The 17,453-nt window shown below is 56.0% G+C and carries 14 protein-coding genes and 1 pseudogene; 9 read left to right on the forward strand and 6 right to left on the reverse strand.

Annotated elements, in window-relative coordinates; genetic code table 11:
• Window positions 1–179 precede the first annotated feature (179 nt).
• The 5 genes from FPZ52_RS15660 (at window position 180) to FPZ52_RS15675 (ending at window position 5,037) form a co-directional block, all read left to right on the forward strand.
• Entirely contained in the window at window positions 180–797 is a 618-nt protein-coding gene (locus tag FPZ52_RS15660; RefSeq protein ID WP_146366558.1) for a helix-turn-helix transcriptional regulator, read from the forward strand.
• Window positions 798–901: 104 nt separating this feature from the next.
• Entirely contained in the window at window positions 902–1,537 is a 636-nt protein-coding gene (locus FPZ52_RS15665; protein WP_168201390.1) for an acyl-homoserine-lactone synthase, read from the forward strand.
• A gap of 86 nt (window positions 1,538–1,623) precedes the next feature.
• Window positions 1,624–1,749 carry a hypothetical protein gene (locus FPZ52_RS19440; protein WP_276617464.1) on the forward strand — a complete coding sequence of 42 codons (126 nt, stop codon included), beginning with the start codon at window positions 1,624–1,626 and terminating at the stop codon, window positions 1,747–1,749.
• Window positions 1,750–1,836: 87 nt separating this feature from the next.
• Complete coding sequence (locus FPZ52_RS15670; RefSeq protein WP_146366560.1) at window positions 1,837–2,328, forward strand: autoinducer binding domain-containing protein; 492 nt, start codon at window positions 1,837–1,839, stop codon at window positions 2,326–2,328.
• A 714-nt stretch (window positions 2,329–3,042) separates the two neighbouring features.
• Window positions 3,043–5,037, forward strand: coding sequence for a DEAD/DEAH box helicase (locus tag FPZ52_RS15675; RefSeq protein ID WP_420851731.1), 1,995 nt, complete (start codon window positions 3,043–3,045; stop codon window positions 5,035–5,037).
• A 196-nt stretch (window positions 5,038–5,233) separates the two neighbouring features.
• On the opposite strand, the gene FPZ52_RS15680 is transcribed toward FPZ52_RS15675, so the two are convergent.
• Window positions 5,234–6,190, reverse strand: a complete 957-nt coding sequence (locus FPZ52_RS15680) for a LysR family transcriptional regulator (RefSeq protein ID WP_146366561.1) — start codon at window positions 6,188–6,190, stop codon at window positions 5,234–5,236.
• A gap of 121 nt (window positions 6,191–6,311) precedes the next feature.
• On the opposite strand from FPZ52_RS15680, the gene FPZ52_RS15685 reads away from it, so the two are divergent.
• From FPZ52_RS15685 to argE, 4 genes are read left to right on the forward strand one after another with little or no spacing between them, the layout of a single operon-like run.
• Complete coding sequence (locus FPZ52_RS15685) at window positions 6,312–7,283, forward strand: tripartite tricarboxylate transporter substrate binding protein (RefSeq protein ID WP_146366562.1); 972 nt, start codon at window positions 6,312–6,314, stop codon at window positions 7,281–7,283.
• Window positions 7,284–7,309: 26 nt separating this feature from the next.
• Window positions 7,310–7,807, forward strand: coding sequence for a tripartite tricarboxylate transporter TctB family protein (locus FPZ52_RS15690; RefSeq protein ID WP_240804507.1), 498 nt, complete (start codon window positions 7,310–7,312; stop codon window positions 7,805–7,807).
• 16 nt (window positions 7,808–7,823) lie between these two features.
• Window positions 7,824–9,314: a tripartite tricarboxylate transporter permease gene (locus FPZ52_RS15695; RefSeq protein WP_146366563.1), complete on the forward strand. Its 1,491-nt coding sequence runs from the start codon at window positions 7,824–7,826 to the stop codon at window positions 9,312–9,314.
• Complete coding sequence (gene argE / locus FPZ52_RS15700; RefSeq protein WP_146366564.1) at window positions 9,311–10,501, forward strand: acetylornithine deacetylase; 1,191 nt, start codon at window positions 9,311–9,313, stop codon at window positions 10,499–10,501. Before FPZ52_RS15695 ends, argE begins: the two co-directional genes overlap by 4 nt.
• A 99-nt stretch (window positions 10,502–10,600) precedes the next feature.
• Here argE and FPZ52_RS19630 read toward each other — a convergent pair.
• The 5 genes and pseudogenes from FPZ52_RS19630 to FPZ52_RS15725 form a co-directional block, all read right to left on the reverse strand.
• Window positions 10,601–11,223, reverse strand: a pseudogene (locus FPZ52_RS19630) (IS30 family transposase); the annotation flags it as partial.
• A 700-nt stretch (window positions 11,224–11,923) separates the two neighbouring features.
• Complete coding sequence (locus FPZ52_RS15710) at window positions 11,924–13,447, reverse strand: hypothetical protein (RefSeq protein ID WP_146366565.1); 1,524 nt, start codon at window positions 13,445–13,447, stop codon at window positions 11,924–11,926.
• Window positions 13,416–15,698 (reverse strand): hypothetical protein, encoded by a 2,283-nt coding sequence (locus FPZ52_RS15715; protein ID WP_146366566.1) that lies wholly within the window; start codon window positions 15,696–15,698, stop codon window positions 13,416–13,418. The genes FPZ52_RS15710 and FPZ52_RS15715 overlap by 32 nt, the downstream gene beginning before the upstream one ends.
• Window positions 15,699–15,780: 82 nt before the next feature.
• Window positions 15,781–16,341: a hypothetical protein gene (locus FPZ52_RS15720; RefSeq protein WP_205758644.1), complete on the reverse strand. Its 561-nt coding sequence runs from the start codon at window positions 16,339–16,341 to the stop codon at window positions 15,781–15,783.
• 26 nt (window positions 16,342–16,367) lie between these two features.
• Complete coding sequence (locus FPZ52_RS15725; RefSeq protein ID WP_146366568.1) at window positions 16,368–17,231, reverse strand: SH3 domain-containing protein; 864 nt, start codon at window positions 17,229–17,231, stop codon at window positions 16,368–16,370.
• Between the last annotated feature and the right edge of the window lie 222 nt (window positions 17,232–17,453).

Consider the following 17,453-nt stretch of genomic DNA (forward strand, 5'->3'; position numbering starts at 1 on the left):
GAACTTCGCTCAAAGCATCAAGTTTCGATAAGATATTATAGTGACAAAGATAATGGGAGCCAGCGTTGCCTAAGCCGGCTACGTCAGCCAAATTCAGTCCGAGCTTGTGGGCTTTGGAGATTTCTAAAGGGATATGCCCTCGATAAACGAAATGCCACAAGATGGCTGGGCGGCGGCGAATGAGAACGATCGAAGACCTACTTGCCGATTATAAGTTTGATGAACTTGCGACCGCAGGATACCATCTCGCGCTGCGCGTGGGCTTCGCATTTCCCGAGTTTCAGTGCAATACATTACCGAAAGAATGGATAAAGGTTTATACGGCGAACGGGTTGATGACCTCTGACCCGGTTATCCGTTGGATCTACGAAAACACCGGGTACACTCGCTGGAGCGATATTCCTGACGAAGACGGTCGTAATGTGTTGCCAACCGCTGCATCATTCGGGTTGCGATATGGCGCTGCGATCAGTGTGATGTGCGACAACACCCCGGGTTTGCGATCCTATGGGTCGTTCGCTCGTTCGGACCGGGAACTCACCGATCAGGAACTCACCGATCTGATTGCTGCCGTAGAAAATTTGCATCGAGCGCTGGCGCCCGCGCGCGCGCTGACCGCGGCCGAGATCGATGTGCTTGCGATGCTCGCATCGGGGCTGCAACTCAAGCAAATCGCTCACAGGCTTGCTATCAGTGAGAGCGCCGTGAAACTCCGTTTGACCAACGCACGTTCCAAGCTGGGAGCGCGCACCAATACTCAAGCAGTTGGGCAAGCGAAAGGATTTGGTTGGATTTAGCGGCTAAAACGCCACATTGTCGCCACGTAAGCACCTTTAGTCACAAGGCATAAGCTGCATAAGGAACTTGTAGCTCTAGCCCTCAGTAAATGTATGCGTGGAAAATGACAAACAAACTCACCGGAATCACGTTCGACCTGTCCGATATGCACCTGTATGGCGCGGCGTTTTATGAATTTCTTCAACTGCGGAAGAGGTTTTTCGTCGATACGCTCGCATGGGATATTCCACATAACGATACAGTGGAGATGGACCAATACGATAATCCAACCGCAGCCTATTCCGCCGTAATCATGGATGGCCGTCTGGTCGGTGGCGCGCGCGTTATGCGATTTTCAGACAAATGGGGTAGTCATGGTTGCATGCTCAAGGACGCGGCGGACGGACGTATCGATGGCATCCCCCCGGACCTGCTGCCACGGACCCACGGGTTTGCAAACGCCTCGGAATGCACCCGTCTGGTTCTGTCCGATCAACTTACATCGGCAGATGAACGCCAAGAATGCCTGGCTCTGGTCGTGCAGGGGCTGGTCGACCTTGCGATCCGTCAGGGTTCAGACGATTTGGTGACGCTTACGGTACCCGGTTTCCGTAGATCATTGCGTAAACTGGGCTACGAAGTTGAACAGGTCGGGGACAAGTATTGCAACAAGCACGATGGACGATCCTACGCGATCTTGTCGATGCCTGCGGTTCACGCAGGTACAATGGTACAGCGGTATCGGAGCGCGAATATTTGACGGCAGCGACGGCAAAAGCTATCAACTTCCAGCCCTAAATGCGGTAACATAGTGTATCTCTGAGCTATGGGCTGGAGGAATCGTATATGATGCAGGACATCATCAGTAAAACAGGCGAGCGCTATCTTGTCCTGGATTACGGTCTATTCTTGGTGCCAGCCGCCAATCTCAACCGCAGTGTGACCATGGTTCCGATCCCATTAAAGGCGTGACATGCTTGGGAAAATTCTTCTGCGCATAAACATTGTTTTTGCTCAGAGGAGGATGCTAATTTTCCGATCAGGTGGTTGGAGAGTGGTATGAGTCTAACAGATCAGTTGCGGTCGCTATTGACCAGTTTGAAACAGCAAAGCCCCAGCGGTTTTGCTGCAGCGTTCCAAGTAGAATTCAATACGCCGAAGTATCTATTCCAAACCTACGCAGATGACTGGATGGGATACTATTCCAGCATGGGTATCGTCATGAAGGATCCGGCTGTCCGATGGGGGTTCACTCATGACGGGATTGCATCTTGGTCAGAGCTGAAGGCCTTGGACGAGCACGGCGTCTTCGACAAGGCGACCGAATACGGCCTGAATTACTGGGCTGTGATGGCGACATCGGACAGTGGATCAAAAAGCATTGTTGCGTTTTCTCGATCGGACAAGGACTTCACGGACCGAGAGCGTGAGCAACTTTTTGCGGATTTTCTGAGTCTGCATCGGCTAACGCTGCAAGGCCCAGAAATAGAACCGGAGTTCGGCGAAATGCTTCTCGACCTCTCTATTAGGCACACCCATCCAAAGATGTGAGGCTTCGGATAATGCCATGGTGTTTATGACCTGCCACTGAACTGTCATCCAGCCGCGACCGGAGCCCGGTTGTGTTTTGCACTGCCTACGTTTGCTGGACGGCTGGACGCACGGAGCTTTCGTCCCGCGCAGCGGGGCGGGTGATTGCGGTGATCGGGGTCAACAAGCTCCGGAAGTGCCGCGGAACGAACCGCGCCACCGTATGTGGTCGCAGCCACATTCATTGTCGGGTGCCGTGGCGCAGGATGTTTCGAACATCAGGGCCGATATCGATCAAACGCCGGATGTAGGAAGCTTCCTGATTATTGGCTCCATTCCATATGACACCACTGATATCATTATAGCAGGGATGTTTGTATTGGCAGGCCGCAGTCAATGGTGCGAGATCGTTTGCAAGGGTACGGTGGGATGGGCTGGTGCCTTTGCCGCCTTCGTCGATGGGGCGATTACGGGCTACAGTCTTTACGACAATGATGACCTTCCTTGTCTATTCCAACGGGGCAGTCCTGCTGAGCGCAATCTTGCGATTGTACCCCGGGTCGGTTCGGCGGAACAATCGAGGGAACCTTTCATGCCGTCCCGAGTACGGCGAAGGGCCAAACCCAAAAAGCAGCAGGATTCTTGCTTTCCCAATATACATCCGTGAAAAATACCGGTAAGTACGCAGATCACCGTCTTCTATCGACACTTTCCAGCCAGGACTGGCTGTACTCCATGGAACCCCGCCTTATGATTACGCCTTTAGCCGAAGCTCTGTCCGAGCGTGGTTTCGACACGCTGACTCCTGTTCAGGCAGCCGTCATTGATCCGGAGCTGACAGCTTCCGATCTTCTGGTGTCGGCCCAGACAGGTTCAGGGAAAACCGTAGCTTTCGGGCTGGCTATTGCATCTACGCTGTTGGGGGCAGAAGATCGGTTTGGTTTGGCGGCGGCGCCGCTTGCGCTTGTCGTCGCGCCTACGCGGGAACTCGCCTTTCAGGTGATGCGTGAACTGTCATGGCTTTACGCTCGCACCGGTGCGGTCGTGACGTCCTGCGTTGGTGGTATGGAAATGCGGGAAGAAAGACGGGCCCTCAACCGGGGGGCGCACATCGTCGTGGGCACACCCGGGCGGCTGCGCGACCACATCGAGCGTGGTTCGCTCGATTTGAGCAGCTTGCGTGCAGTCGTACTAGATGAAGCGGACGAGATGTTGGATCTGGGTTTTCGTGAGGACCTGGAATTCATGCTGGACAGTGCACCGGAGACCCGGCGAACGCTCTTGTTTTCCGCCACCGTCCCACCCGCGATCGCCAAGATGGCACAGCGGTTCCAACGAGATGCGCGCCGGATCGACACGATTGGCAGGTCCGATCAGCATGCTGACATTACGTATCAGGCGTTGCGTGTATCTGCGTCGGACTCAGAGAATGCCATCTTCAACCTGCTTCGGTATCATCACGACCAAACCGCGATTGTATTTGCGAACACCCGTGCAGCAGTTAACCACCTGATGGCGCGTTTGGCGAACCGCGGTCTCGCCACGGTGTGCTTGTCGGGAGAGCTTAGCCAGTCCGAGCGCACCCATGCGCTGCAGGCCATGCGCGACGGTCGTGCGCGGGTATGTGTGGCGACTGATGTGGCTGCACGGGGGATCGATTTGCCGAACCTTAGCTTGGTCATTCATGCTGATTTGCCAACCAATACGGAAAGCCTTCTGCATCGATCCGGACGGACAGGGCGTGCGGGACGGAAGGGCATTTCTGCGCTGATCGTACCGCCCAAGGCTGTGAAAAAGGCAGAAAGATTACTAAAATGGGCCAAGATTTCAGCCAGTTGGATTGTTGCGCCGTCTGTTGATGAAATCCTGCAAAAAGACGAAGAGCGCCTTCTGACCGATCCCGCATGGGACGAGCCATTGACCGAGCAGCAATCGCTGTTCGCCTCGAAGCTGTTGGAACAGCAAAGCCCCGAGTCTATCGCGGCCGCTTATCTGCGTCTGTATCAGGAACGTCATGCTGCTCCGGAAGAATTGCTGCCGCCTGATACAAAGCCGTCGGTTCGAGAACCCCGGGACTTCGGCCCAAGTCGCTGGTTCACCTTATCAGTTGGCCGAGATGACAACGCCGAAGCCCGTTGGATTTTGCCATTGCTCTGCAGGGCCGGCAGTCTCGACAAGGCGGCGATCGGTGCCATCCGGGTACAAGACGCTGAAACCTTTGTCGAGTTGTCAGAACCAAGGGCAGAGGGATTCCTTGCGGCGATCGGCGAGGAGGGGGTGCTTGAGGAAGGGATCTCGGTAAGGGCATTGGACAGCCCTCCCGAACTGCCAATGCGCCGTGCAGACAAACGAGACGGCGCGGCGACCGCACGTCGTGATCACACCGAGCGCCGTAAGCCGACACACCGCAGGGAGAATGCGGATAAGCCCGATCAACCTGCGGGGCGCGCGCCCTACAAAGCCAAAGGCGACAAGAAGACACCGGCGAAGACGTCTAGGTCAGACGTGGGATCAAACCGTTCCGAACGAGCTGTGCCAAATGTTAAAAAGCCGAAGAAAGCGCGTGGAGACGGGGCAGATGGCGTACAGTCCTCCAGAACAGCCGCCGCGCGCGATACGTCCAAACGTTTTACACCGCCGGGAAAAACCAAATCGCCCTCAAAGAAACCGCGCAACGCCTCTTCGAAGCGCGGTGGAGGAAGCCAACCACCAAGGCGTGGAAAGAAGTAGCTTTTGGGAAAGCGTCTTATAGCCACAGTTTGTCTCGACAGTATTGTGACCTTATAGAGACGTTACCGTCCGTCTATTTTCAACTGTCAGCTGTGCGTGAAAGCGCGTATCCGCGCCAAGACGCTTTTTGGCGTCCGAGGTGCGCGCCGGTTGCAGCGGGTTTGGTGCACGCGGTTTGTAAACAGGTCGGGCCGCGTCAACGACTGTCGCGAGAAATCGACGATTGTTCAATTTCTTCGCCGATCCGCTGCACCACGCCGCGATCAATCAAGCCGTCGATCTCGTAAAGGATAAAGCCCTGCAATTCCTGTGCGACAGTACTCAAAGGTCGGTCGCGTGGCTCCATCATCGCGATTTCCCAGTCGATGGTCGGAATCAGGGGTTTGGAGACAATCTCATGCGGGTTGAGTAGCAGCTCCACCACGGGATCAGCGATCGCAACACCCACGCCACGACCGACAAGCGCGCAGACGCCACTGAGATGGCGCATTTCTGCAGCGATGTTCCGTTCCACTTCAATCCGCTGCATCATGTTCTCGACACGCGTTCTGAGCGGGCTACCAGCCGCCAGTTCAACGAATGGTTCGCTGCGTAATCTTGGTAGGGGGATCGGCCCCGGCTGGTTGAGTCGATGACCTGTTGGCATCACACATCTCGCTTCGCATCGTGCCAGTGGCGTTGTACGAATACCTTCGACCTCTGTCTCCAGCGTGATGCCAAGTGCCATGTCGCAATTGCGTTCTGCCAGCATCCGTAGCAGCACCTCCATGCCGGCATCAACCAACCGTACCGATACGCCGGGATGTTCCACGCGAAATCGCGCCACCGCATCCAACAGGAACGTGTCACAGAAAATGGGTTGAGCCGCGATGACGATATTGCCCATTTGCTTGTTGGCGATGGCGCGCGCATCAGCTTGGATCTGGTCGAATTGTGCCAACATTCGAGATACCGACTCGTGAAACTGATAGGCTTCCGGGGTAGGCGTCAGGTGGTTTCGTTTCCGAATGAACAACGCAAAACCGACACGATTCTCCAATGACGCCAATTGGCGACTGACAACGGGCTGACCGATTCCAAGCACCGATGCGGCAGCCTTGGTCGATCCGTGTGTCATGAACGCGTCAAATGCCTTTAATTCCGGTAGCTTCATTTTACCCTCAGTATGCGTTTATGGCATACTAAAGGAATTTCTTGTCAGTAAAAGCTTACTGTGGAACGTTTCGCCACCAGTCGAAAACGGCGCAATGTGCGCCTTGGACGGGAGGTCCCCAATGAAAAGACTTTTAACGGGTCTAGCGGTTGCAGCCATGATGGTTGCCAGCGCAGCTCAAGCTCAAGACTACCCCGAAAGCGCTGTAACGCTGGTTGTGCCATACGGCCCAGGTGGTGCATCCGACCTGGCAGGACGTGCGCTTGCCGAAGCTGGTAAGGAATACCTTGGTGAGCCGATCACCGTCGTGAACAAGCCTGGCGCTGGTGGCATGAATGGCGCCCGTTCCGTCGCGGACGCTGATGCGGATGGCTACACGCTGTTGCTGGCTCGTGTCGGTATGGCACTGACGCCCGCCGTGAACCCGCAAGCCTCGGTCGGCTGGGACGAATACACGTTTCTCGGCGCGCTCGAAGCCACTCCAATGATCCTTGCAGTGCGCGGCGATTCCGAGTTCAACAGCACCGAAGACCTGCTTGCCGCCGTGAAAGATAGCAATGGCCGTATGGCCTATGCCGCGTCCGGTGCGACGGCGATCGACGGTTTCACGGTTCAGTCGCTGCTGTCTGATGCTGATCTGGATCCGCTGACCGCGGCGACGCTGGTGCCCTACAAGGGTGGTGGTGAACTCGCGACGGCGCTGCTCGGTGGTCATGTCGACTTTCTGGCCATCGCGGCGGGGTCGCTGATGCCGCATATCGAAAGCGGTGACATGAAGCCGCTGATGGTGTTCGCACCCAAGCGCATGGACAAGTTGCCGGATGTGCCGACAGCAGAAGAACTTGGCTATGAACAAGCTGGTCAGGTAACTGGATGGAGCGCGCTCTACGGTCCCAAAGGCCTACCGGAAGAAGTTGTAGCCAAATGGGATGAAGTTCTGAGCAATGTTGCAACGGATGAAACCTGGCTGACCTTGGCCGAACGTCGCGGCTCGATCTCGACCGTCGGCGAGAAAGACATGACCGAGTACGCGGCTCAGCAGTACGGGTTGTTCAACGGTCTTGCTAAGAAATTCGGTTATCTGCCGAACTGAACCAACTGACGAAAACGGGGGTGATGATGATGCGACTATCCTTGATGCGTGGTGTACTGATCACTCTTTTCTTCGCGATAGTGCTGTTTACCCTCATCCCCGTTTACGTTCCGCGCCCGGCCTTTATCCCCGGATTTGCTCCCCCGCCGGATATGTGGCCGCGTGTCGTATCCATGATCGGTATCGCCTTGGGGCTGGTCGCGATATTTCTGTCGCTCAATCCCAAGGGCGCGGACCCGGCGCAGCCCGAATGGGAGCAGACGGCACCTGTGCCAACACTTCTGGGACGTCTTGGATTGATCCTGGCGGCATTCGGCTTCTTCGTATTCCTGGTGTCGAAGATCGGCTTCCTGATCGCCACCATGCTGCTGACCGGCGCTGCAATTGGGCTGACGGGAGAGCGGAAGGGTATTTGGCCCATCGTCATCTCCGTCCTGTTGCCACTACTTTTGCTGCTGTTCTTCACCACTGCTCTCGGGACTCAGTTTCCCAAGGGTGAAGTCCTGAAAACCTTCGGTCTCTGAACTAGGCGGGCCTGCTATGATGAACGACTTGCTCCTCGCCCTGCAATCAGTGGCGACCATCGAAAATTTCCTGATCATGGCTGCCGGCATCTGGGGCGGCGTGATCGTAGGCGCGATCCCCGGCATGACCGGCACCATGGCCGTGACGCTTGCACTGCCGTTTACGTTCTATATGGCACCGGTGCCGTCGATCCTTTTATTAGTCGCGCTCTACAAGGGGTCAACCTATGGCGGGTCCGTTTCCGCCATCTTGATCAAGACACCGGGCACCGCGTCTGCAGCTTGCACCGCGCTCGATGGCTACCCGTTGGCGCAGAAAGGCAAGGCGGGCAAGGCGCTGAACATGGCGCTCTACTCGTCCTGTATCGGCGATTTTATCTCGAATATCTCGCTGATTTTCTTGGCCGCACCGCTTGCTTTGTTGGCATTGCGCGTTGGCCCACCCGAATATTGCATGCTGATGATCTTCGCGCTGACAACGGTGGCGGGTGTGTCCGGAAATTCACTGCTGCTGGGCGTCGTTTCAGCCTGTCTTGGGTTGCTTCTGGCGACGGTCGGCGAAGACATCTACGGTTCGTTCCGCTTTGCATTTACCGATGACATGCAGGCGGGGCTGTCTGTCGCGCCTGTCCTGATCGGTCTCTTCGCGCTGCCGGAACTGATCAAGCTGATCGTGTTTCGTAACCCTCAGGTCAATGACGCAATGCAGGTCGGCTTCGACAAGGTCAGCCGTTCCGAATTCATGGGATCTCTGAAATCCATCATCCGGGGCAGCGGTATTGGTGTTGTTCTCGGTGCCATCCCCGGAATTGGCCCGTCGGCAGCGGCGTTCTTTTCCTATGGCGAGGCACAGCGGACATCGAAGAACAGCGCAAATTTCGGCAAGGGCGAACTGGAAGGCATCGCTGCGTCCGAATCCGCCAACAATGGCTGCTGCGGCGCGACCATGATCCCGCTGCTGGCTCTAGGCGTACCGGGCGATGTGATCACTGGCGTTATGCTTGGCGCGTTCCTGATCCAGGGGCTGACGCCCGGACCGTTGCTGTTTCAGACCAATTTGAACGAAGTCTACATGCTGTTCATCGGCATGCTGGTTTCGTCGGTGTTGCTGTTCGGCGCTGGCAAGATGACCATGCGGATGTTCACGCATATCGCGCGCATTCCGGTCACTTTGCTGACCCCGGCGGTGCTGGTTCTGTGCATCTTCGGGATTTACTCAATTTCCAACAGCATGTTCGATGTCGTCGTGTTGCTTGTGATGGGTGTCGTGGGCTTTGGCATGTACTTGCTGGCGATCCCGGCGGCTCCGTTTCTCATTGCATTCATCCTTGGCCCAATGATCGAGGATAATCTACGTCGAGCCCTGGCAATTTCGCGCGGCGACGCATCCATCTTCTTCTCCTCGCCGATCTGCTGGATTTTTGCGGGGCTGATCCTCTTCGTCGTTGGGATCACCCTGCGGCGCGAGATCGCAAAGTCAAAAGAACGAAAGGCTCAAACCTCATGACCGTAGCTCAGGCCAAACCGGACACAACGCACCCCCGCCTGACCGAGGCCAAGGCTCATCTGGGTGATCTGATTGCTTTCGATACGGTCAGTGCCAACCCCAACCGTCCGCTGATCGACCATATGGCGGTCTATTTCGAGGATCTGGGTGGCGTCACGACGATCTTGCCCGACGAGACGGGGGAAAAAGCCAATCTGATTGTCCGCTTTGGCCCCGCAGACCAACCCGGCGTCGTTTTGTCGGGTCATACGGATGTCGTTCCTGCACTTGAAGGGAACTGGGTGACACCGCCTTTCGAGATGCATGAACGCGATGGCCGCCTATATGGTCGTGGGAGCTGCGACATGAAGGGCTTCTCGGCTTGCCTGATGGCAGCCGCGCCGACATTTGCCGCCACTGATTTGAAGCGACCGCTTTATTTGTGTTTCAGCTATGATGAAGAGGTCGGTTGTCTCGGCGCACCTGCTATGGCCCGCTGGTTGAAGGATCTGCCCGTCCCGCCAGTCTTCGCGATCATCGGCGAACCAAGCGACATGACATTGGTCACGGGCCAGAAAGGCAAGATCGCTATGCGCGCCACTGTAACCGGTACAAGCGGGCATTCGTCGTTCTCGCCCAATCATGTCAACGCGGTGGACTATGCCTCGCGCATCATCGCGATGATTCAGAACCGTGGACGCGCCTATGAAACGGATGGGCCTTTCGACCAAGACTTCACTGTTCCACACGCTACGATGCTGACGACGATGATCGATGGGGGTGTAGCAACGAACGTGACGCCCGACAAATGCAGCTTTACCTTTGAGTTACGCAGCATCGACGAAAGTAGCGCCCAGTCCGATATGCAGGCGGTGATCGATCATGCGAAGGCGACACTACTGCCTGAAATGAAAGCTAAATCCGATACGGCGCACATCGAATTCGACCAGATATTTGCATATCCTGCAATGGGCGATGCGAGCGACAGCGATGCGTTCGCAGTGTTTCGCGGCATACTACCCGAATGGTCTGGAAAGGTGTCCTACGGATCGGAAGGTGGCGTGTTCGAGGTGATCGGGGGCATTCCGTCAGTGATCGTCGGCCCGGGCTCTATCAAGCAGGCCCACAAGGCGGACGAGTTCGTCGAAATAAGTCAGTTGAACAAGTGCCTGAACTTTCTTGACGCGCTGACGAAGCAAGTAAGCTGAGGGCTTTTCGCAAATCGTGAATCGCCCATTAAGGTTTGTAGGATGAGGTTGAGCAGCCTCGGTATGACGGAACTGTGAGCGATACCTGAACCGCGACTTCTATTGGCGTTGAGGGTAGGGACGTTGGACCATCTCTGCCATCATCTTTTCGCGGAAGACCTCGGCGGGTGTCTTCCATCCGAGGCATTTTCTGGGTGTTGCGTTAAGGCGGTCACTGATCATCTTCAAATCATGATCAGTGTGTGCCGTGATGTCTCGCTTCCTCGGCAGCCATCTTCGCGCACGTCGATTTGTGTTTTCGACGGTGCCTTTCTGCCAGGGGCTGGACGGATCGCAGAACCATGTTTGCGTTCCGGTCTCGGCCTGCAGATGTGGCGATGAGACGAACTCGGGGCCGCGGTCGAAGGTGATGGATTTGCGGGCGAGGTGGGGCAGGTCGCGGACGGCCTTCATGATTTTACCCATTACAGGCTTGGTGCGCTTGTTCGGGTTCTTCAGCAGCACGGTGAATTGGACTGTCCAAGCTTCTGTTTGAACAGCATCAAATCGCCTTCCCAGTGGCCGAACTGGCGACGGTGCACCACATCGTCAGGACGGAACAGAATGCTGACATCACGGTCAAACTTAGGGGCCTGACGCTTCCTTGCACGACGCGGGCGACGCGCTTTGCGGTGTTCGGGCAGGTACCACCACAGCTCTTGCGCCATGTGCTTTAACTGATAGTTGCGTGTAAACGGCTCCCATGCCACTTTCTCCTATTAGATAACTTATTGTTATCTAATAGGAGTTGCACTGCATGGTAGCGCGCACCCCCTGTACCCAACAAATGCTTTAACTATACTTATGTTAATAAAATGGAAACTATTTCCATCTCCCGACGGTGGATTGAAAGTACCGACCGACCGGCTGGCAGTTTCAGGGCTAGAAAGGTGCTACATTCGGTTTTGAGCTATGCAGAGCTATAAATGTGGTTTCTCGATGTCTGCTTCGAAAGCTATGTGCCAGTTGCCTAGCTGATGATGTCGGGATATCTCGCACATATGAAATCGCTCGTAGCAGCCCTTGTCCTGCCACTGTTCGCAAGCCCGGCAACAGCCCATCCGCATGTCTTTGTAGAGGCAGATTCGGCGAGCAGAAAGCCACCGCCAGGATGCATTCATCATACGGGCAGAGGCTGTCAATACGCATCCCAGCTTTATCGCGACGCCTTGGACGCCGCTGGTCTGATCGCCCAGCAGGCGGCTTGGTTCGATGGAAATCCGTGGTCCAGCCCGAGAAGCACACTCCAATGCCTGGTCAGTTCTCAGTGACAACTCACAGCCTTGGACGGAACTTCCACGTTGGGCATCGCTGCTTCCAGCAGCGCTTCATCTCACACATCGCTGGGATGCCTCTCATCCTCAGCACAATTCATCACCAAGATCAGACCGGCGGCGGACACTCGCCCGTCAAGACGAAACCAATCGCTTCCCCGGCTTCACCAAGCCTTCCACTCGCAGAGACCAGCCCGTTGTTGAGAGACAGATACCATCCATCTGGGATGCCCCCCTCGCCTTCGGGGCCATGCGCAGCTCGCGCCCGGAAAAGATCACCCTTCTCTTTAGTCATATCGATTTCGATCTGAGCGTAAGGCGTCTCGAAATCCATTATAAGGCGCATGATTTCATCTGCTTCAATCTCGCAATGCAGAATGCGCAACGGAAGCGTGGCAGGTTCGTCGAGTTCAAGCGTGATCTCTCCGTCGCCAACCTCTGCCGATCCGGCAAGCGAATTCGGAGAAGCCTGCTCATTCGGGGACGGAAGATGCGGACGTTCGTCCGTCATCTTCTCGCGATCAGGGTTCCAGGCCGGGGTCTGGGAAACGCTGGCGGGTGCGTTCGCAAAGAAACGGATGCTGAGATCATCGGTCAGAGCCCGACCATCACGCGCACGCAAGCGGGAATCGACCGAGGCGACATAGCTTACATCCGCTTCCGGAAGCTCTGGTGCGATGTGTAAAACCATCCCGGAAGGATCGAGATTGGCCCGATGCGGCACGGTGACACCATTCGCCAACAAAGTTACCGCATTCAGAGATTCCGCATCAAGCGGCACATTGAAAACAAATCCGGCCGCATCACCAACTTCAAGCATTTCGCTCTCTTCGGGCCAAGCCGCCAAGGGCGCGAGCGGTACCTCGATCTCAACCGGCAAACGCACGGAGCGCTCCGCTACTCCGTCATGGGCGATGATTTCGAAAGCTGCGGAGCCGCCAGGTAATAGTGTCGCGGGATCAGGGATGAAGCTCGACTGTCTGAGAAGTACGGCCAAGGTCGTCCAATTCTCTCCATCAGGTGTGAACCTCACAGTATAGGTCTGTCCCTCAGCCGTGCCGCCATCCCATTCCAAAGGCTCTTCCGCGCGATAGGTGTCCCCGGGACGATGTGAACGGAACTCCGGCGCAGCCAACCCTGGTGATGCCCGCATTTCAGCCAGCACGGTTCCCCCATTGGTCAGCACGATCCGCGACGGTTCCTCTGAAATCGGCACGGTTACCGAGAAGGGCCAGATATCCTCGCTATCGGTGTCTAGACCAACAGCGGCGCGGGCAATAATATGCCCGGCTGCATCTTCGACACGGATTTCATAGGGGCCGCTTCCGGACAGAGGCTTGCGCGGGCCGGGCACGATCGCGGGCAAAAGCGTTGCTTCGTTCCCGTCAATAAGACCGGAGAGCATGAGCCAGCGCTCGACCGGTTCGTCAGTGTGGTCCTGAAACGAAGCCTGCCAGAGCAAGCCATCCAAGGGATCGGACTGCCGTGCATGGCGTATTTCGGGTTTGGTGGGAAGCGCCGCCCGCCGGCCCCGCATGTATCTCAGCATGCCCGGCATCTTCTCCAACAACCAGTCATACTGGTTCGGATCGATCCAGTAGTCATTGTGCGGTTCGTAAACGCACGGGAACATCAGGTTTCAGGAGTGGCGCCGGTGTCTGCGCATTCCCGTGTTCGCTCGATTTCTGCCAGCCGAACGATCCATCAAGCGCAATACGCATTCCGTCGATCCCCGGCGCAACTGTTTGAAATTGCGACTGGCATATCTCACGCTTGTGCTGGGCACCCTCAGCATAGGGTGTATGGGGCAGACCGAATACGTGACCGAATTCATGGGCAACCAGCGGATAAAGCAGGATGCCGGGGAATATCCGATTCTTGGGAGCCGCCGTACTCATGATCACCATACTTCTGTCCGTGCGGTCGGCATGAAGCATGTCCAGTAGTTCCGGATCGGGCTCACCGAACCAATAAGGTTCATCTCCGCTGCGTCGCAGGGATTCCGGTTGCTCGAATGGCGCCCGGGTGGTGCCTGCGCCTCCAAGACTCGGCGGGTGATAGGAAACTAGAATATCCGCGTTGGAACGCGCTGCTACATGCTCGTGAAACAGGCGAACCAAAGTGTCCCACTTGTTTAAATTGGCTGCCCGATTTGCTGGATTGTCCCAGGAAATGAAGCCCTCCTGGCAGACAACCCACTCCACTCCGGGAATTGTGCAGATCGTGTCTTGCAGATTGTAGGTTCCCCGAAAACGCCCGCTGACTTTCGCGACCGGTAATATCTGGTTGGCGAACTCCCGATCCTGTTGCGCAGCCTGTACAACCTGACGGGATTGCTGGATGTCGATGTTGTCCCGCCATTCGGAATGTGCAGCGATGTAATAGTCGAACGTCAACAGGTCCACGGATTGGGCCGCATAATCCATCCCTTTCTCGACAATCTCGGGATCGACTTCCACATCTTCCGGATAGTGGTCCTCGGGCCGGATCTCTGCTCTGAAAACCCGGGGATCGTTGCCACGGGATGGACTCCAGTCAAACAAGTTCAGCGTGTCGATGCCCAAACGTCGATCTTCATCGGTATACTGGTCCGTCCGTTCGATATTCTTCCTGATCTCTGGAAAGATCGTATTGTCCCGGGAATCCAGAATCTCGGCCTTCAAATCATAGGCCAGCACCTGCCACTCAGGGTGAATCTCCTCGAGCTCTTCCCATTCGAAATGAATGCGGGCCGCAGCCGGTTTCCCCAAGACCAACGGCGCGTTGCGGCTGACCTGGTAGATGCCCATACGCAGATTGTCCGGATCAACCATCGTCGATACCGCGAAGATATGATCCTCTTCCAGAAACTCGCTGTCATATCCCCGAATGCCGTCTTCGCCTCCAACAACCCGGATCTCGTATATGGTGCCCGATAGCAGTGGTTCGCGCGGCTCGATACGGATCATGGTCTTGTCCTCGACGCCGTTCTCGTCTTCGAGGCTCAGATCCAGGTCGACAAAGACGTATCCGTTGTTGCGGTCACGCGTTGTCATAAAGACGGTACCGGTATTCACACTGCTCTCGACCAGTTCGTCAGTAAACTCGATGTAGAAATCCGCACCATCAAGGATAACATTCTGACGGCTGTTTTCAGGCCTTGTTCTGACCACATCGAAGATTTCCCTCTCCTTGCACAACGTCCGTTCGAAGTTTTCCGAGCCACGTGGCAGCGTGAACTCCACATCCAGATGAATGTGATCGAGATAGGTCTGGCGTTGGCGTTCATAGTCGAACGTGTGATTGCGAACCGGCGCAACCATGGACTTAAACGGGCCAGAAAGCCGCAGTGTGAAGCTGTCATCGCTCCAGCGGGTTATAATGGTCGCCGGATTGACAAGCTCCGCAAAATACCCCCCTCCCACGCCCACTTCGAAATCGCTGCGCCCCGTATCGGCCAGCTTATTGAGGAAGTTAACTCCGGCATATGTGCCGGCGGGGGCACCGGCCTTTTCAATGGGATTGATGGCTCTTATTGCTCCGCCTTCGGGGCCGCATGGGATGCTTGAAATGGAAATTTGCGAGTATTCCAGCCCATCGCGATGGCGATGATCATGAAGAACGATGCCGAAATTGTTGCTATCCTCGTAGCCCCGATTCACGAAGACAGCTTGCCCCGCCATCTGCCCATCCGCTTGGGATATCGAGCTTCCACTGATCGTGCCTTGCCACGATCCGACCAGTGGTCTGTCGCGGGTCAGAGCGTCATAGGCATCTTTATAAGGCGCGTTCAGGTCAGTTGACTGTGCCCCGACCTGTGTGCCGAAGGCAAATGAGAGCATGGCAAATGCACAGACGATCACAACAGGTTTCAGAAACCACATATCCGGACGGTAATTTGCCACGTCTCACCTCCATCCGTTGGACCGGGCTGTGAACGACGAAAATCCGGACTGTCACTTCGAGACCGCCCTGTCGTCCAGTTCATCAGAAATCCGTGTTCACTTTGCGCAGAGCCGTATCGAAAGTGCCCTCGATTGGCTTGCACTCGTTCATGTCGGCCTCTGCGAACATGCTTTCTTTGCGGCAAATCTGCGCCGAGAAACTGCCCTTGATGGCGGCGGCGCCATCCTCAAGCGACAACTCGTCGATCTTCACGTCTGGGACGACCCCACTGTCCTCACTGAAATAGAACGGTTCACTCATCCCCTCCGGCCACCACCAAACGGTGGGATCCTCCATGAGAGTCGCCGAAGCACCTTCTCCCATAAGCGAGATCTCGATCGACAATACGTTATGCATGATGCTTTCGTCTTGCGGATCGTGGGCTTGAACCGAGATCATCGTCACCGGTCCGAAAGACTGGAAATCGGCGGTTGCTGTCCCCTCGGACGGAACATCAAGCGTATCACCGGCATAAGGCTCACCGCCGATCGTTGCGTTTATCGCGCCGACCGATGTCTTCTCGATCTGAGCCAGCCCAGGGACTGCAAGGCAGAGGACAAGCCCGACCGCGCCCGGAACAGGTTTGAAAACACTTCTCTTCATCATGAAATTCCTTGTTGATAACGTCCTTACGGGAAGGACCAGCCATCATGTTCGATACGGAAGATGCGGAGTGGTGCATCAGGCCGGGTGGTGTCGCCGCGCAAGCGGAAGACGGCCCTTTGCGCGCGGCCAAAATTGACGAAATCGACATTGATCGTGATCATGCCCCGAAGCATGGGATTGTCTGGGTCCGGCACCGGTTCGGAAACGCTGCCCTCGAAATCCTGCGCGCCGATAAGCAGATCGGCACCGGGCGGGCTGGCTTGCAGAGCCGCCACGAAATCCCTGGAGAAAAAGGCGTCGGACGCATCCGGATCGAGATAGCTTCGCCCCCTGGCGGGATCATCATATTCATAGAGCGTCGCCACGAGCCCTCTTGCATGTTCGATCAGTTCATCGCCGGACCACGCATCGGAACCCGCAGTTGGCGCGGGCAGCATCTTCATGGGGTCGATGACCTCTTCAATTCCGTTGTTATCGCCGGGATCGCTGTAAAGGGCTTCATCATCAAAATCGGCAATCAGGTAGCGTTGCGCCACCCATCCCGCCTTGCTCATATCTGCCGAACGCATAAGGCACCAGGGCGAAGGCAGGGCGTCGATTTCGGCATCGGACATCACTGAGAAATGCTTCATCGTATAAAAGGGAATGCAGGTGATCTGCTCCAACCCACGCTCATTATGGGCGAAGGTTTCGATCACCGGATAGTTCGTCCCAGGTCCCATCCTGGCATTGAGCACGTCATTCGACGCAACACCCTGAACCTTCCACGCATCGGGTCCGTGCCCGTCGATCTCGGCATGGGCTGCGAAAGGCAACAGACCAAGAAAGACCGTTGAAATCGCCATTTTTCCGAATTGTTTCAGTTGGTCCAATAGTTGCTGTTTCATGTTGTAATTTGTCTCTTCACTGACCCTGCCAAGAACCAGCGTGAAATGCGATGGTAAGAAGCTCTTCCTCGATAACGCTGACCTTGCCGTTCTAGTCTGCCCCTACGTTCACGTCCCCGTCCGTTTGAAGGGGAAAGGTCAAAATAAAATCGGCTGATACAACAACGGCCGCCGGTGCATTCATTGAAATTGCAGCGTGCCAACCGGCGCTTCATAGCGAGT

Source organism: Qingshengfaniella alkalisoli (assembly GCF_007855645.1).
GTDB lineage: Bacteria > Pseudomonadota > Alphaproteobacteria > Rhodobacterales > Rhodobacteraceae > Qingshengfaniella > Qingshengfaniella alkalisoli.

What these genes read in the sequence shown, in the direction of transcription:
- FPZ52_RS15670 (WP_146366560.1), top strand. Translation starts at nt 1,837, where the DNA reads ATGAGTCTAACAGATCAGTTGCGGTCGCTATTGACCAGTTTGAAACAG.
- FPZ52_RS15695 (WP_146366563.1), top strand. Translation starts at nt 7,824, where the DNA reads ATGATGAACGACTTGCTCCTCGCCCTGCAATCAGTGGCGACCATCGAA.
- FPZ52_RS15660 (WP_146366558.1), top strand. Translation starts at nt 180, where the DNA reads ATGAGAACGATCGAAGACCTACTTGCCGATTATAAGTTTGATGAACTT.
- FPZ52_RS15675 (WP_420851731.1), top strand. Translation starts at nt 3,043, where the DNA reads ATGGAACCCCGCCTTATGATTACGCCTTTAGCCGAAGCTCTGTCCGAG.
- FPZ52_RS15665 (WP_168201390.1), top strand. Translation starts at nt 902, where the DNA reads ATGACAAACAAACTCACCGGAATCACGTTCGACCTGTCCGATATGCAC.
- argE (WP_146366564.1), top strand. Translation starts at nt 9,311, where the DNA reads ATGACCGTAGCTCAGGCCAAACCGGACACAACGCACCCCCGCCTGACC.
- FPZ52_RS19440 (WP_276617464.1), top strand. Translation starts at nt 1,624, where the DNA reads ATGATGCAGGACATCATCAGTAAAACAGGCGAGCGCTATCTTGTCCTG.
- FPZ52_RS15725 (WP_146366568.1), bottom strand. Translation starts at nt 17,231, where the DNA reads ATGAAACAGCAACTATTGGACCAACTGAAACAATTCGGAAAAATGGCG.
- FPZ52_RS15720 (WP_205758644.1), bottom strand. Translation starts at nt 16,341, where the DNA reads ATGAAGAGAAGTGTTTTCAAACCTGTTCCGGGCGCGGTCGGGCTTGTC.
- FPZ52_RS15685 (WP_146366562.1), top strand. Translation starts at nt 6,312, where the DNA reads ATGAAAAGACTTTTAACGGGTCTAGCGGTTGCAGCCATGATGGTTGCC.
- FPZ52_RS15680 (WP_146366561.1), bottom strand. Translation starts at nt 6,190, where the DNA reads ATGAAGCTACCGGAATTAAAGGCATTTGACGCGTTCATGACACACGGA.
- FPZ52_RS15710 (WP_146366565.1), bottom strand. Translation starts at nt 13,447, where the DNA reads ATGTTCCCGTGCGTTTACGAACCGCACAATGACTACTGGATCGATCCG.
- FPZ52_RS15690 (WP_240804507.1), top strand. Translation starts at nt 7,310, where the DNA reads ATGATGCGACTATCCTTGATGCGTGGTGTACTGATCACTCTTTTCTTC.